This is a genomic window from Mycobacterium sp. ENV421 (assembly GCF_002887815.1).
Lineage (GTDB): Bacteria > Actinomycetota > Actinomycetes > Mycobacteriales > Mycobacteriaceae > Mycobacterium.
On sequence record NZ_PDHO01000004.1, the window covers coordinates 96,113 to 110,520 of the forward strand.

The 14,408-nt window shown below is 68.4% G+C and carries 15 protein-coding genes; 7 read left to right on the forward strand and 8 right to left on the reverse strand.

Annotated features, from left to right (window positions below; all coding sequences use genetic code 11):
• Positions 1 to 59 precede the first annotated feature (59 nt).
• On the forward strand, positions 60 to 719 hold the full coding sequence (locus CRM90_RS06740; RefSeq protein ID WP_102806230.1) for a hypothetical protein: 660 nt from the start codon (positions 60 to 62) through the stop codon (positions 717 to 719).
• Positions 720 to 781: 62 nt separating this feature from the next.
• Here the strand turns inward: CRM90_RS06740 and CRM90_RS06745 are convergent, their stop codons facing one another.
• The 3 genes from CRM90_RS06745 to CRM90_RS06755 form a co-directional block, all read right to left on the reverse strand.
• Complete coding sequence (locus CRM90_RS06745; RefSeq protein ID WP_102806476.1) at positions 782 to 2,140, reverse strand: CHAT domain-containing protein; 1,359 nt, start codon at positions 2,138 to 2,140, stop codon at positions 782 to 784.
• Complete coding sequence (locus CRM90_RS06750; protein ID WP_199189806.1) at positions 2,137 to 3,819, reverse strand: hypothetical protein; 1,683 nt, start codon at positions 3,817 to 3,819, stop codon at positions 2,137 to 2,139. Before CRM90_RS06750 ends, CRM90_RS06745 begins: the two co-directional genes overlap by 4 nt.
• A gap of 100 nt (positions 3,820 to 3,919) precedes the next feature.
• On the reverse strand, positions 3,920 to 4,417 hold the full coding sequence (locus tag CRM90_RS06755) for a lipoprotein LpqH (RefSeq protein ID WP_102806232.1): 498 nt from the start codon (positions 4,415 to 4,417) through the stop codon (positions 3,920 to 3,922).
• Between the two features lie 195 nt (positions 4,418 to 4,612).
• Between CRM90_RS06755 and CRM90_RS06760 the strand changes: the two genes are divergently transcribed.
• A complete protein-coding gene (locus CRM90_RS06760; RefSeq protein ID WP_102806233.1) occupies positions 4,613 to 5,470 on the forward strand; it encodes a DUF559 domain-containing protein in 858 nt (285 codons plus the stop codon).
• Between the two features lie 47 nt (positions 5,471 to 5,517).
• Here the strand turns inward: CRM90_RS06760 and CRM90_RS06765 are convergent, their stop codons facing one another.
• Positions 5,518 to 6,780 carry an amidohydrolase family protein gene (locus CRM90_RS06765; protein WP_102806234.1) on the reverse strand — a complete coding sequence of 421 codons (1,263 nt, stop codon included), beginning with the start codon at positions 6,778 to 6,780 and terminating at the stop codon, positions 5,518 to 5,520.
• A gap of 25 nt (positions 6,781 to 6,805) precedes the next feature.
• Here CRM90_RS06765 and CRM90_RS06770 point away from each other — a divergent pair, with 25 nt between their 5' ends.
• Entirely contained in the window at positions 6,806 to 7,678 is an 873-nt protein-coding gene (locus CRM90_RS06770) for an AraC family transcriptional regulator (protein ID WP_199189807.1), read from the forward strand.
• Between the two features lie 203 nt (positions 7,679 to 7,881).
• Here the strand turns inward: CRM90_RS06770 and CRM90_RS06775 are convergent, their stop codons facing one another.
• Entirely contained in the window at positions 7,882 to 8,508 is a 627-nt protein-coding gene (locus tag CRM90_RS06775) for a hypothetical protein (RefSeq protein WP_102806235.1), read from the reverse strand.
• A gap of 217 nt (positions 8,509 to 8,725) precedes the next feature.
• On the opposite strand from CRM90_RS06775, the gene CRM90_RS06780 reads away from it, so the two are divergent.
• The 3 genes from CRM90_RS06780 (at position 8,726) to CRM90_RS06790 (ending at position 11,673) form a co-directional block, all read left to right on the forward strand.
• A complete protein-coding gene (locus CRM90_RS06780; RefSeq protein ID WP_102806236.1) occupies positions 8,726 to 9,160 on the forward strand; it encodes a hypothetical protein in 435 nt (144 codons plus the stop codon).
• Between the two features lie 54 nt (positions 9,161 to 9,214).
• Positions 9,215 to 10,684 carry an amidase gene (locus tag CRM90_RS06785; RefSeq protein ID WP_102806237.1) on the forward strand — a complete coding sequence of 490 codons (1,470 nt, stop codon included), beginning with the start codon at positions 9,215 to 9,217 and terminating at the stop codon, positions 10,682 to 10,684.
• Positions 10,685 to 10,758: 74 nt separating this feature from the next.
• Positions 10,759 to 11,673 (forward strand): alpha/beta fold hydrolase, encoded by a 915-nt coding sequence (locus tag CRM90_RS06790; RefSeq protein WP_102806238.1) that lies wholly within the window; start codon positions 10,759 to 10,761, stop codon positions 11,671 to 11,673.
• Positions 11,674 to 11,738: 65 nt separating this feature from the next.
• Here CRM90_RS06790 and CRM90_RS06795 read toward each other — a convergent pair whose 3' ends face one another.
• Together CRM90_RS06795 and CRM90_RS06800 are read right to left on the reverse strand one after the other, a co-directional pair.
• On the reverse strand, positions 11,739 to 12,266 hold the full coding sequence (locus CRM90_RS06795; RefSeq protein WP_102806239.1) for a hypothetical protein: 528 nt from the start codon (positions 12,264 to 12,266) through the stop codon (positions 11,739 to 11,741).
• A gap of 55 nt (positions 12,267 to 12,321) precedes the next feature.
• Positions 12,322 to 12,549, reverse strand: a complete 228-nt coding sequence (locus CRM90_RS06800) for a hypothetical protein (RefSeq protein WP_036347763.1) — start codon at positions 12,547 to 12,549, stop codon at positions 12,322 to 12,324.
• A 256-nt stretch (positions 12,550 to 12,805) separates the two neighbouring features.
• On the opposite strand from CRM90_RS06800, the gene CRM90_RS06805 reads away from it, so the two are divergent.
• Positions 12,806 to 13,063 (forward strand): hypothetical protein, encoded by a 258-nt coding sequence (locus CRM90_RS06805; RefSeq protein ID WP_102806240.1) that lies wholly within the window; start codon positions 12,806 to 12,808, stop codon positions 13,061 to 13,063.
• Here CRM90_RS06805 and CRM90_RS06810 read toward each other — a convergent pair.
• Positions 13,060 to 14,325, reverse strand: coding sequence for a competence/damage-inducible protein A (locus CRM90_RS06810; protein ID WP_102806241.1), 1,266 nt, complete (start codon positions 14,323 to 14,325; stop codon positions 13,060 to 13,062). The two genes, CRM90_RS06805 and CRM90_RS06810, sit on opposite strands and share 4 nt — an antisense overlap.
• Between the last annotated feature and the right edge of the window lie 83 nt (positions 14,326 to 14,408).

Sequence of the window (14,408 nt, forward strand, 5' to 3'; positions counted from 1 at the left end):
GAATAAGGCCGGCGCAAAGTTGGGTTCGGTAGCCGGCGGCGATCGGCACGCTGCACGCCATGTCTGATGCACTCCTGGGCGCCATCGCCGTCGTCTCCGCCATCGCACTCGCCTCGATCATCGTCGCCGCCGGCCTGGCCGGACAGCCGCCGCGCAGGCGGCGCCCACGCAGTACCCGCTGCCCGCGCTCGATCGGCGTCGGCACCGTGCAGATGGTGGCGGGATCCGACGATCCGGTGATCGTCATCGAAGTGGAAAGCGTTGCCGGCCAGCGCTTCACCGGCCGGCTGTGCCACGGTGCCGACGACGAGGTGCTGTCCGCCCTGCGCCCCGGGGTGATCGTGCTGGTGTCCTTCGACCCGGCCAGCCGCAAGCAACTCACCCTCGCCGATGACGCGATCGCGGTGCGGGCCACCGCCGACCACACGCTGCTGCGCTACGGCGTGCTGACCCACGAGCAGCTCGATCTGATTCGCCGCGGCACCCGCTCGTGCGGTGTGGTGACCGGGATGCGCACCACCGGCCGCGAGCGCGAGGAGCTCCGCGAGGTCGAACTGGATCTGATCGTCACCCGACCGGAGGGCGGGCAGTTCCCGGCGCAGGAGATCACCCTGGTGCCCGAGGCCGCGCTGGCCAAGGTCTCCCCCGGCAGCATCATCGACGCCTACTACCTCCCGGAGAACGAGTCCGCGATCGCGGTGTGCGTGCCCCCTGCCTAAGCGCTCGGCGTGTTCATCGACACCGCAGCTGATCATCGCCGCTCTGTCGCGGCCGCCGCCGCTCACCGGGCACCCCCGACCGCGAAGGTGACCACCGCGGCCCAGTACAACGGGCTCGCGGTGGCATCGCCGTCTCGCCACCGGCGCAGCTGGGCCCGCTGCCAGCGATTCACGCTCAACACCGCGTCGTCGGCCTCGTGCGCGTCGTCGACGGCCATCACCACCTCGGCCATCGGATCCTCGGCACGACCGGTGAACCGCCGGTAGCCCGCAGTTGTCGGCAGCGACCACAGCGTGGCCGTCACCAGCTCGCTGCCGCAGAGAACCATCGCGGCGACCAGTCCGGTCGCTTCGTCGAACTGATAGTCACCGCCGGAACCGCACGCCAGCAGAGCGACCCGCGGCGGCACCGGTAGCTGGGCGGCCATCAGGTCCGAGGCCAGTAGCGGGCGGTGATCCCCGACCGGTTCGGCCGCGCCCTCCGCCGCGGCCGTGCAGGCCAGGTGCAGGGCGGCGCGGTCGGCGTAGCCGTGCGCCCGGTCGGCGGCACTGGCGTGACCGACGAACAGCAGCCGGCTCGGAGCCCGCTGCAGCTGTGCGGCCAGCCAGCCCCGGTCGGCGTCGCTGCGACGGAACAACTCCACCGGGGCGGCGACCTCGGGCAGCACCCGGCGGTGCGCGAGCAGCTCACCGAAATGTCGGGACAGCGCGCCCTCGCTCGACGGCCGGCCCAGCACAGAGCCCAGGGCGGAATCGGGTCGCTGGCCCGGTACGCGGGGATCAACCACGAGAAGTGCCGGCGCTTCCTTTCTTTCCTGCCACCGAGTCGGTGTGCGTGGGGCGTGCACGATGTTGGGCGGCACCGCCATCACCACGTCGACCATCTCCATCAGCCGGACACCCTCGGTGACGGAGTCGATATCGGCGAGCTGCCACGGGATGCGGGCCGCGGTGGTCCCTGTGAAGGTGACCGCCTCCTTGCGGGCGGCGATCAGTTCCTCGGGACTCGGCCCGATCAGCGGAACCGCCAGTGCCGCCCACGGAATGCGGGCCAGCCTGGCGCTCGGTGAGACGAACAGCACCGGGCGCGGATCGGCGACGGAGGTTGCTTCCCGGGTGGCTTCCCTGATCAGTTGCCACGCCGGCTCGGATATCAGCAGCACACCGAGGACGTAGGCGAGCGTCAACTCCCCCTTCGGCGTGGCGAACGGGCCGCGGGTCAACGCCCGGTCGAGCGCGTCGGCCAGGCCCTCGTCGCCGTCGGGATCGGGCAGCGCCCCGCGTAATTCCTCCAGCGCGGCGAGCACGATCGGCTCGTGCACCACCCAGGTCACGGTGCGCTCGGGCCCGCCGACGATGCGCAGGCTCGCATACGTCGCCACGCCGACATCGGCGTACCGAAGCACCAGGGTCGTGGTCATGGCCACGTCGACCAGACGGGGCCGTCGGAGGTGACGGCCTGGCCGTAGCGGTTCTGCGCAAGCAGCCGGTAGCGCGCCAGGATCGGTGAGCCGTCGGGATCCATCTGCAGCGGCGGCAGCGCTCCCAGCGTCGTCTGGGTCAAGGCGTCGACGGAGTAGCCGCCGGCGGCCAACGCCTCCTCGTCGACGGTCTCGACGGGAACCGTCACCGTGGCAGGCGCCTCCCAGCCGCCGCCTTCACCGCGCGGCTCACTGGCGAACGTTCCTCGTGCACAGTGGTATTCGATGAGCTCACTGAGCAGTTCGTCGTTCTCCCATTCCCAGGCCACCGAGAAGGCGCCGGCCAGCATGCGCGCCGAGACCTGGGAGGCCCATCGCCAGCGCGCGTCGGCATCCGTCATGGCGTAGCGCACCGAATCGACGGCGAGCGCGGCCGGGATCTTGAGTTCGGCGGCCTTCTCCAGCTTGCCGAGCGCGCTGCGGTGGCGCTCGCTTCCCGAGTCGAACCGGGTGACCCCCTGCGACGCCACCTGCCGCTCCTTGGTGACCTGCCAGCTGTCCGAGGGATCGCCGATTCCGTCGAAGTTGAGGTCGGCCAGCGCGTCGGCCCGCCAGATCGAGCCGAGGTGATCGTCGAGCCGCGCATACTGCAACCAACTCGATCGCGGCCAGCCGTCGAGGAACCGCCGCGCCTCCGCCACCTGCTCGACGGCCTCGTCGAACCGGCCGCGGAACACCGAAATCCAGCTGCGCTGCAACAGAATACGATGGACGAACAACGGGCGGCCCAATTCCCGCCACTGCGTCTCGGCGTGACCCCAAGATTCGTCGGCCTCGTTGAGCCAGCCGACACCGAGCCGGGTGAGCCCGAAGTACAGCCAGCAGCGGGCGACGTCGTGGGCGCGGGAATGCTCGGCGATCACCGGATAGGCCGACCCGACCAGACGTTCGGTCGATTCGTGGTCACCGCGCATCCACATGGCTGCGGCCGTCTCGAGTTCGGCTCTGGCCCAATACAATCCCCACTCGCGGCGCTGGGCGCGGGCACCAGCCCGATGCAGCCACTGCTCCCCTTCGTCGAGTCGGCCGGTCTCCACACAGAACCGGCCATACGCCAGCCCGGCGGCGACCAACAGCTGATCGGCATCGTCGGTGCCGCCGGCCAACCCGTCGACGACCGGAATGATCTCCTGCCACAGGTGCGCTGCCGGCACGTGCAGGTCGTCGTCGCACAGCGCCGTCGCGCACAGCACCCCGGCCAATGTGGCGAGGTGCCGCTGTTCGGGTTCCAGATCGGCGAACCGCTGCGCGGCGTCGTCGTCGCGCAGTCCGCCGAGTTCGGCCGCGGCGTCCTCGTGGTCACCGGCGGCCGCGGCCAGACCGGTGCGCAGGAAGCGTGCCCGCAGGGCGTAGCGGGCGACCACGCGGTCGCTGTCGGCTCCTCGGTCGGGGTACGCGGCGAGGCAGTCGGTCATCCGCTTGAGGCATTCGCGCGTGCCGTCGTAAGCCGTTCGGGTGAGATAGATTTCGCCGAGTTGGGCGAAGGCTTCGAGCGCGAGGTCGTCGCGGTCCTCGCTCTCGATCTGCGGCATCAGCGACAGCAGGAGGTCTTTGGCCTTCTCCTCCTGAGCGGCGAGGGCGAGTTGGCGAGCTCGCTGCAGATCGCCGGTGATGGACACGGCTGGATCATAGGTCTGCCACGGCCGCCGATACAGGTAACGGCGAGACGGCGGACGTGCTCGGCACGTCCGCCTCCCGCCGCCCGAACGGTTGGTCACGTCACGTGCAGGTGACGGAGATTTCGAACTTCTTGCTGATCATGCCGGCCATCGGGTTCTTCATGTCGGCGCCGGCCGCCTCACCGGTGATGGTGTAGGTGTTGCCGTCCACCTTCACATCCGCAGAACCGGTCTTCATGCCCATGTTGTCGCTCACCGCGAGTGCGTTGCCGTCGACGACCATCCCGAGGGACTGCACGGTCGGCGGCTGGCCGTCTTTCATGACCACGCCGAGCCCCTGCTGACCGCCCACCGCGCCGCTGGCGATGTTGATCGTGCCGCCCTGCTTGACGCACGTCACGGAGTTCAGGTCGAGGCCCTGGAGGTCATTGCCCTCGACCTTCACCGACGTCTTCCCGCTGGAGGCCACCGAAACACTCGTGGGCGCGGCGCCGGTCGCCGAACTGGAGCCCTTGCTGCTGCTGTTGTTGTCGGAGCAAGCCATGAGCAGCATGCTGCAGCCGAGCACGCCGACACCGACCGCGAGAATTCGCTTCACCTGAGTTCCCTTCGTTCGCGCGGCGCCTCGGTGGCACCGTCACGAGAGGAGTACAGCTGCGGCTCGCGGCTACCGATCCCAAACTTCTCGCGGTGGCGCTCTGCCGAGATCGACGCCGGCGTGCCCGCTTCTCGCACTTTCGCGCGCCAGCGTCGATGTCGATGGGTTGTCGGTGGGATACGCCAGCATGCGGGCATGAATCGCGTGTTCATCGGTAGTGAAGCCCTCGCCGCCGGAGAGCTGACCGAGCACCAGTTGCGCCGCTGGTATCGCCCCATCTATCGCGACGTGTACGTTGCGGCATCCGTCGAGCCGTCTTTGGGCGATCGCACGTGGGCGGCGTGGTTGTGGTCCGGGCGGCGGGCCGTGATCTCGGGACTGGCGGCCGCCGCGTTGCACGGCTCGCGGTGGGTCGACGTCGGCGAACCGATCGAATTGATCGGCCGCAACTCCCGCCCGCACGACGGGCTGCTCGTCCGGAACGAAACACTCGCACGCGGCGAGGTCACGAAGGTCTCAGGTCTGCCGGTGACAACGCCGGTGCGCACCGCATTCGATCTTGGTCGTCACCTGCCCGCGGAGCTGGCGATTGCTCGCCTCGACGCGCTGAAGTGGGCCACTTTCTTCTCGATCGACGACGTCATGCTGCTGGCGCGCGAGCACCCGGGTGCACGCGGCGTCCGGCAGCTCACAGCGATCCTCCCGCTCGTCGACGGCGGCGCGGCGTCCCCGAAGGAAACCTGGCTACGAATGCTGTTGATCGACGGGGGCTTTCCGCCGCCGACCACACAAATCCCCGTCCTGGATGGTTGGCGGATTTTGGCCGTGCTCGACATGGGTTGGGACGACATCAAAGTCGCCGTCGAGTACGACGGCGATCATCACCGGACGAACCGAGCTCAATACGTCAAGGACCAACGCCGGATACGCAGACTCGAACAGCTGGGCTGGATCGTGATCCGGGTGATCGCAGAGGACCGCCCCGACGACATCCTTCGGCAGGTGCGCGACGCAATCCGGCGTCGAACATCATCGAGATCGACGGTGGCGTGAGGGTCACACGCACCTTCGCACGCCGGCGTCGATCTCGATGATCAGACCTAGGTCTGGGCGAACTGCTTGGCGTCGTAGAGCCGCGCCCACTCGGCCCGCGGGCGGATGGACACGTCGACGTCGGCACCTTTGGCGCGCAACCCCTTGACCGTCGCGTCCTCGCGCGTGGTGCGGGCGAACGGATCCCAGCTGAAGAACCGGCAGGAATTCTCCCAGGTGATCTTGTTGATGTCGGAATCCGAAGCGCCCGCGGCGTTCAGCTCGGCGAGCACCTGCTCGGGTGCGTCCGGCCAGAAGCAGTCCGAATGCGGGTAGTCGCACTCCCAGGCGATGATGTCGATCCCGATCTCGTGGCGCAGCTTCAGCGACGTCTTGTCGGTGACATAGCAGGCCAGCGAGTGGTCCCGGAACACCTCGCTGGGCAATTGAGAACCGAAGTCGCGGCGAAGCCACTTCTGGTTGGTGTAGTGCCGGTCGCTGCGATCCAGGTAGAACGGGATCCACCCGATACCGCCCTCGGAGAACGCGAACTTCAGGTCCGGGTAGTTACGCATCGCCGGCCCCCACAGCAGGTCTTGGGCACACATCGCCGACACCTGGGTGGCCAGGATGATCATGTTGTCGATCGGAGCGTTGGGAGCCATGCTGATCGCCCCGAATCCGGTGCCGATGTGCAGACACATCACCACGTTCTCCTCGGACAGCGTCCGGAACACCGGACCCCAGTAGTCCTCGTCGTGGTAACTGGGCAGGCCCTCCAGGTGCGGCAACTCGGGCATGGTGACGGCCCGGCAGCCCTTGGCCGCGACGCGGCGGATCTCGTTGCACATCCCCTCCGGCGTCCACGTCGGCAGGATCGCGATCGGGATGAAGCGGTCCGGATACGAGCCGGCCCACTCGTCGATGTGCCAGTCGTTGTAGGCCGACACCATCACCAGCGTGACGTCTTCGCGGGTCATGTTGAGGTGCCGGGCGGAGAAGCCGGTGAAGGTCGGGAAGCACATCGAGGCGAGGATGCCGTTGCGGTTCATGTCGCGTACCCGCTCGTGGACGTCGTAGACGCCCGGGCGCATCTCGGCGAAGCCGGCCGGGTCGCGGCCCCACTCCTCGGCCGGCCACGACACGACGGCGTTGAGCCCGCTAACCCCCTGGGGGCGGCCCTGGTACATCCACTGATCCACACCCTTGTCGTCGGTGACGACGATCGGGGCCTCGGGCTTGTACTTGTCCGGAACGTGGTTGAGGAACATGTCGGGAGGCTCCACGACGTGGTCGTCAATGCTCACCAGGATCAGGTCGTCGACATTCATGGCCTCAGTTGTACCCTCGATAATCGTGACCGTCTCCGCACATTCGGCCAGACAGTTGACCGGAACGGCCAAAATCAGGCCGGCACCTGAACCGGCCACTATCGGCCAGGTCGAGCTGCGTCGCGGCGGACGGGTGCTGGCCGGCAGCTACCTCTACGAGGGCGAACTGCTGGTCACCGGCTGGCATTTCCACGACGTGCATCAGATCGAATACGCGATCGGCGGCGTGGTCGAGGTCGAGACCGCATCGGCGCACTATCTGCTGCCGCCCCAACAGGCCGCCTGGATTCCGGCCGGGCTGGAACATCAGGCGACGATGAACCCCGCCGTCAAGACCCTCGCGGTGATGTTCGACCCGGAACTCATCCCGACCGCCGGCGACCGCGCCCGGATCCTGGCGGTATCCCCGTTAATCCGGGAGATGATGCTCTACGCCCTGCGCTGGCCCATCTACCGAAGCCCAGGCACCGGCGAGGACGACCCGGTGTCCGACGGGTTCTTTCGCACGCTGGCCAACCTGGTCGCCGAGGCACTGGATCACGAAGCGCCGCTGAGCCTTCCGAGCTCCGAAGACCCGGTGGTCGCCGCCGCGATGGCCTACACCAAGGAGCATCTGCAGTCGGTGACGCTGGCCGAGGTGTGCCGGGCGGTTGCGGTGTCGGAGCGGACCCTGCGCAGACAGTTCCAGAGCGAGGCCGAGATATCTTGGCGCACTTATCTTTTGCACGCCCGGATGCTGCGCGCGATGGCCCTGCTGGCCGCCCCCGGCCAGAGCGTCCAGCAGACCGCGACCGCAGTGGGCTTCGACAGCGTCGGGTCGTTCACCCGGGCCTTCAGTCAGTTCTGCGGAGAGACGCCGTCGTCATACCGACGACGGGTCACCAGCGCCGGTATGTGAGGTGGGCGCGCGCCGCTCGTGCCAGCGCAGGCGCAGCAACAGCAGGCCGCGGTGCGCTTCGAACCCCAGCGACAACGGATGCCGCCAGGAGCCCGATCGTGTCCGCCGTGTTTGTGCCACATCACCACTGTGCCAGCCGACCGACGCCGGCCGCCGCGCCACACGCCTGAGTGTGCCGCTTGTCACCTGAAGTTCGTTGTCTGTCAAGAATCCTCGCTGGCACCGGTGATCGCGGCGACCAGCGGTTCGAGTTCACCGCCGACGGCCTCGCGGACCTCGCGGCCGGCCCGCTTGACCGACTCGTTGACGTCGCCCCGGGCAGCGGTCGCGGTGGCCCGCAGTTCGTCGATGTTGCGGCCGAGCACCGCCCGTACATCGTCACCCTGGGTTGCGGCGGCCGCGACGGCGAATGCGCCGTCGAGGGCCGAACCTGCGACCGTGCCCTGCGCGGAGGCCACCGAACCGGCGACCTCACCGGCGTAGCCGAGGACAGCCACCGGCAACGTCGCCTGATGACCGACATAACTGACGACCGCGGCACGCAACCGGCCACGAGCGTCGTCGACGACATCCTGGACGCCGGTGCCGGCGCGCTCCCAGGCCGCGGCGATGGTCTCGCCGTCTTGAATAGCGCCCGCGAACGCAGCGGGGGCATGCGCGATCGCGGTGGTGACATCGGTTGCAGCATCGAGCAATTGGCTGCTCAGTGCCTGGCCCGCGGCGATCTGACGCTCGAGGACGTGGCGGATGACGATGGTGGACCGCTCGTGTGGCTGCTCGTCGGCGGCCGGGACGGCGGCGGTGTCGGGCTCGGTCGTGGTCTCAGACATGCAGCCAGTCAACTCGTCCGGGCCGACCGGACGATATCGGCGAAGTGACAGACCGGACTCGGGCAGGCAAAGAGACGGGGCCGCGCGACCCCTGGCGGCTGCCAGCATGCCACCAGCTGTCACCCAGTTAGTTGCCAGTAAGTCGTCTTATTCTCAGTTTCCGCGTCCCGGCGCCTGTGACGCTGCTTTGTCGAGGATCTGCCGTGGAGGAACACAGATGACCAAGCTCGTTCGGCTCGGACTCGGAGCAATCACGCTCGGTGCGATGTCACTCACGCTCGGATCCGGTGTCGCGCTGGCCGATGACTACGCCGGCCAGTCCTACTCCGACGCGTCCAAGGCGATCGGCGATGCCGGGCAGAAGGCGGTCATCGCGACATCCGTCGGAGACTCGACCAACCAGGGCGACTGCGTGGTGACGCGGTCACAGAAAGCCGACTGGCTCAAGGGCGACAACTTCTCCCCCGTCACCGACACCGTGCTGCTGTACCTGAACTGCAACGCGAAGCTCGCCACCGCGGGCAAGCCCGGCAACTCGCTGGCGAGCCCGGAGGGCCAGGCGGAGAAGGCGGCCGAAGAGGAGCAGGCAGCCAAGGACGCCGCCGCCCAGCAGAGCCAGTCGAGTGAACTGGCCACCCCCGGCGGCGACTGACAGTTCCGCGCGCCAACTTGCCGGTGCCGGTCCTGGCGGCGAGGATCCGTGACAATGGATCCCATATTCGCCGCTGAGCTCGCCGACCTCGATGCCGTCGGGCAGGCCGCACTGGCCGCTTCCGGAGACGTGTCCGCCGCCGAGCTTCTCGACGCGGCGATCCTGCGGCTCGACGCCGCTCGCGGGCTCAACGCCGTCATCACCGACCTGTTCGACCGCGGGCGCGACCAGGCCGTCACCCTCGACGAGAGTGGCGCGCTGCGCGGCGGGACCGCCGGCGCGGTGGCCGGAGTTCCCTTCCTGCTCAAGGATCTTGGGGCCTCGCTGGCCGGTGCCCGCGAGGCGATGGGCTCGCGGGCATTGCGCGACCACATCGCACCGGAGACCGCGTGGATCGTGCAGCGCTATCTGGCCGCCGGACTGGTGGTGTTCGGCAAGACCAACACCCCGGAGTGGGGCAATCACTGCACCACCGAACCGTCGTTGTTCGGCCGCACCGCCAATCCGTGGTCGCCGGATATCACCCCCGGTGGTTCCAGTGGCGGGTCGGCATCGGCGGTGGCCGCCGGTGTCGTGCCGGCCGCCTCGGGCGGGGATGGCACCGGCTCGATCCGGGTGCCTGCGTCGTGCTGTGGCCTGGTCGGTCTCAAACCCCGGCGTGCCCGCACCTCGTTCGCACCGTCCGGCCAGTTGTTGGAGGGACTGGCCGTCGAACACGCGCTCACGCGCACGGTCCGCGACAGCGCCGCGCTCCTCGACGCGGTCACCGGTGGCGCCCCCGGCGATCCGTACAACGCCTCGCCGCCCGCCCAGCCTTTTCTGCGCGCCATCGGTGAGCCGCCGCCGCGCCAGCGGATCCTGATCGCCACGCACTCCCCTTTTCCGGCGCCGCCGACCGACCCGCGCGTCGCGGCCGCCGTCGAATCTGCCGGGCGCGCACTGGAAGCGGCCGGCCATCACATCGAACCGGGCGCACCATCGTTCGACCCCGATGTCGTCGCCGACGCGATCGCCGTGCTGCACAACGTCAGCAATGTACAGCTCTACAACTTCGCGAAATCCCATCTGGGCCGCGATCCCCGCGAGGACGAGTTCGAGCCCAGCAGCTGGGTGATGATGCGCGAGGGGTTCACCACCGCCGGTGTGGACTATGCCGACGCGATCGCGGCCATCCATGCTCAGACCCGGCGGTTCGCAGCGGGGATGGGTGCCCACGACGTGTTGCTGTTACCCACGTTGCTGGCACCACCGCCGCACTACGGCATCCTGGATCAGCCGCGCGGCACCACCAGGGCGTTCTTCGACGTGGAATTCGCGCATACCGGGTGGACCACAATGGCCAATGTGACTGGCTGGGCCGCGATCTCGCTACCGCTGGCGACCACCGAGGACGGACTGCCCGTGGGCGTTCAGCTGATGGCTCCCGACGAGACCGTGCTGCTGCAGCTGGCGGCCCAGCTCGAGCAGGCGATGCCCTGGGCGCAGCGGCATCCGGCGGGGTGGCTGGGTACGCCCGCGATCTGAGAGTCTTTGCTGCGCGAGCTCGCCGTTACGCCGATCGGTGCAGCGGCCGCGGTGCCGCGTGAGACACTGTGCCCATGGTTGTCGCTATCGCGCGTCCCAAACTGGAGGGCAACGTCGCCGTCTCCGAGGACCGCCAGATCGGTTTTGCTGAGTTCGGCTGCGCGCAGGGCCGTGCCGTGTTCTGGCTGCACGGCACGCCGGGGGCTCGTCGTCAGATCCCGGTGGAAGCGCGAGTGTTCGCCGAGCAGAACGACATTCGGCTGATCGGTGTGGACCGGCCGGGGATCGGCTCCTCCACGCCGTACCAGTACGAGAACGTGCTGGCGTTCGCCAAAGACCTGGCGATCATCGCCGACACCCTCGGTGTCGACAAGATGGCCGTCGTCGGGCTTTCCGGAGGCGGCCCGTACACGCTGGGCTGCGCGACGGCGATGCCGGACCGCATCGTGGCCGCCGGTGTGCTCGGCGGGGTGGCCCCGACCGTCGGGCCGGAGGCGATCGCCGGCGGACTGATGAAACTCGGCACGTTCGCGGCCCCGATCATCGAGGTCGCGGGGGCTCCGCTGCGCCTGGCCGCGGTCAGCTTGATCCGGTTGATCCGCCCGGTGGCCGAACCGGCCCTGTACATCTACGCCGGCATCTCCCCCGAAGGTGACCGCAAGATGCTCGTCCGCCCGGAATTCAAGGCGATGTTCCTCGACGACCTGCTCAACGGCAGCCGCAAACAGCTGGCGGCGCCGCTTGCCGACATCGTGGTGTTCGCCCGGGACTGGGGTTTCCGGCTCGACGAGGTCAAGGTGCCGGTCCGCTGGTGGCACGGCGACCGCGACCACATCGTGCCGTTCGCCCACGGCCAGCACGTGGTGTCCAAGCTGCCCGACGCCGAGCTCTACACGCTCCCCGGGGAGAGCCACCTGGCCGGCCTGGGACGGGCCGAAGACATTCTGCGCACCATGCTCGAGTTGTGGGACCGCGACGAGAAGGCGTGATCACTCCCGCCCGGTGACGAAAGCCCGCGCCGCGCCGGCGATCAGCGCGACACGAGCCGTCGTGCTCACGCGCCGAGTTGGCTCTTGATCAGCGCGTCCTGCTTCTGACCGAAGTCGATCACCAGATCGTTGGGTGCCGGGTCGGCGACGGGCCCGGAGAACTCCAGCGACGACGCGGCATTGCCCTCGGTGAAGTACAGGACACTCAGCGATCGGGTGCCGTCCGGTGACGTTCCGGTGATCAGCTGTCCGCCCTGCCCGACCGGCGCGGCCACCGACTTCTGGTTGGCGACGGGGGTGGCGGCCTGCGCGGAACTGATCGCACCGGCAGCCGCGGCCGGATCGGCCAGCACCCACACGGTGTCGGTGATCGTGCGGCCGTCGCGGTGGGTGTACACCGTCATGGCGCCGGGCTGGCCGCCGGGATTCAGAGTCGGCGGGGCCGCCGTATACGCCAGCGAGTCGGTCACCACATTCGGGTCGATCAGCAGGACGGTGTAATCACCGGGGTCGGCAGATGCCAGGCCGGTGCCCAGCGTCATACCCGCCGATAACAGGGCGGCGGCGAGGCCGCCAATATAACGAGAGTTCATATTCGAATACTTCCGTTCAGAAAGGAATGAAGGCCGAGTAATTACGAGCAGTCGATCAGCAGGGGTAGCAGCCCCAGCCGCGCCAGCCGTCGCGCCAGAAAAAGCCTGCGCCACAACCCATATTTCCGGTACCACCCTGACAATCCAGCGCGGTGATGATCGGTGAATGTCCCGGACCGGACGGCGTGGCATTGTTCGTCGATGCCGCATTGGCGGTGACCGCGCCGGCCAGTGAACCGGCGATCATTCCTGCCGTCGCAACTCCCAAGATGAATTTTCGCATGAAGTCCCCCCATTAGGGTCTCGCTGAATTGGACCGTTTCACGGTACGTCAGCAATTACGCCGATACAGGTAATTTCGACGGGTCCGACAATCGGCGTTAATGGCTGGGCTGACTCGTTCTCATGCCCAATGCCCCTGCCGGCATGGGCCAGAAGTCCCTGTCGCCGAATGCAACGAACAGCGAAGCTGACTCAAGCAATGGGCTCACCGGTGTATTGACGGATAAGTCAGCGCGCCGCCGTCGAAAGGTGAAGTAATGAATGACGTCCTCGCCGAACGCAATTACGCCTGGCGGATGATTCGCGCCGCACGGATCTCGCACGCCGACGGCGCGAACGTGGATGCCGTCGAGAACCGCCGCATCGACATCGAACTACTGCTCAACGACGCCCTCGACGCCGGCTTGGGCCGCACCGAGATCATCGTCGAACTCGCCGACCTCGCGGCGCGCATGTATGCGCTGTGCAACCCCGACGAGCTTGTCGTCGCCGACGCGGAAGGCTGTCTGGCTTAGGACAATCCGAGCAGCGCTCGCCGCAGCATGTGCATCGCCACGGTGGTGGACCGCTCCCGGATGTCGGCGCGTTCGCCGGGGAGCCGGACCGACCGGCTCACCGTCGTTCCGTCGCCCAGCATCACGCAGAACCAGACCGTGCCCACTGGTTTGTCCTCGGTTCCACCGCCCGGTCCGGCGATGCCGGTGATCGCGACGGCGGTGTCGGCGCCGAATCGGCGCAACGCGCCCGCCGCCATCGCCTCGGCCACCTCCTGGGAGACCGCGCCACACCGCTCGATGAGGGCGGGCTCGACGCCGAGCACATCGGCTTTGGCTTCGTTCGCATACGCCACCACTGCGCCGGCGACATAGGCCGACGAGCCGGCCCGTTCGGTCAGGCGGGCCGCCAGCAATCCGCCGGTGCAGGACTCCGCTGTCGCGATGCGCCGCCCCGACAGCAGCCGAGCGACCTGATCGTCGACCAGCGAACCGTCTTCGGAGAACAGCGTGTCCCCGTGCCTGCTGCGCACCAGGTCCATCAGCCGCGCGTAGGCCGGCGCGCTCTGCGGCTCGTAACGCGTGACCATCTCCACCTCGCCGCGGCGCAGACAGGTGGTGATCTCCAGATCACCGAAACCCGGCAGGCTTTCGGCTTCTCGCAGCGTCTCGGCCAGTCCCGACTCGGCCAGCCCGAACATCCGGACCGTGTCCTGGCGGTAGACGGTCCGCCCGGCGATGGCCTGCTGGAAGGCGCCATCGGCGACCGCGGCGGGCCACATCGCCTGAAGTTCGCGCGGCGGACCGGGCAGCACCAGGACCGTCGGCGACCCGGGGACCACGACGCCGGGTGCCGTGCCGACCGGGTCGAGGATGTGGGCACCCACCGGCACCATCGCCTGTTTGCGGTTGGCCGCGAGCACCGCGTCGAAGTCGACGCCGGTGAATCGGGCCATCAGATGCTGGAGGATGGCCGCGATCTTGGCTTCCAGCTCGGTGTCGAGGACCAGCTCGCGGCCGCAAACCCGCGCCACCACTTCCACCGTCATGTCGTCGGCCGTCGGGCCCAGCCCCCCGGACGTGACGATCAGGTCGACACCTTCGGCGGCGAGGAACCGCAGCTGCGCCTCGATGTCGGCGGGACGGTCACCGCAGATCGTGATGTGGGCCAGTTCGACGCCCAACTCCAACAGCCGGTCGGCCACCCACGGGCCGTTGCGATCCGCGACGCGTCCGGTGAGGACTTCGGTGCCGGTGACCACGATTCCCGCGCGCACGCTCATACCGAGCGAGATTACGCAGGCGCGCTGCCGATCAGGCCACGGGATCGGGCGTCAGCCCGGTGGCCTCGCCCAACACCTGCAGC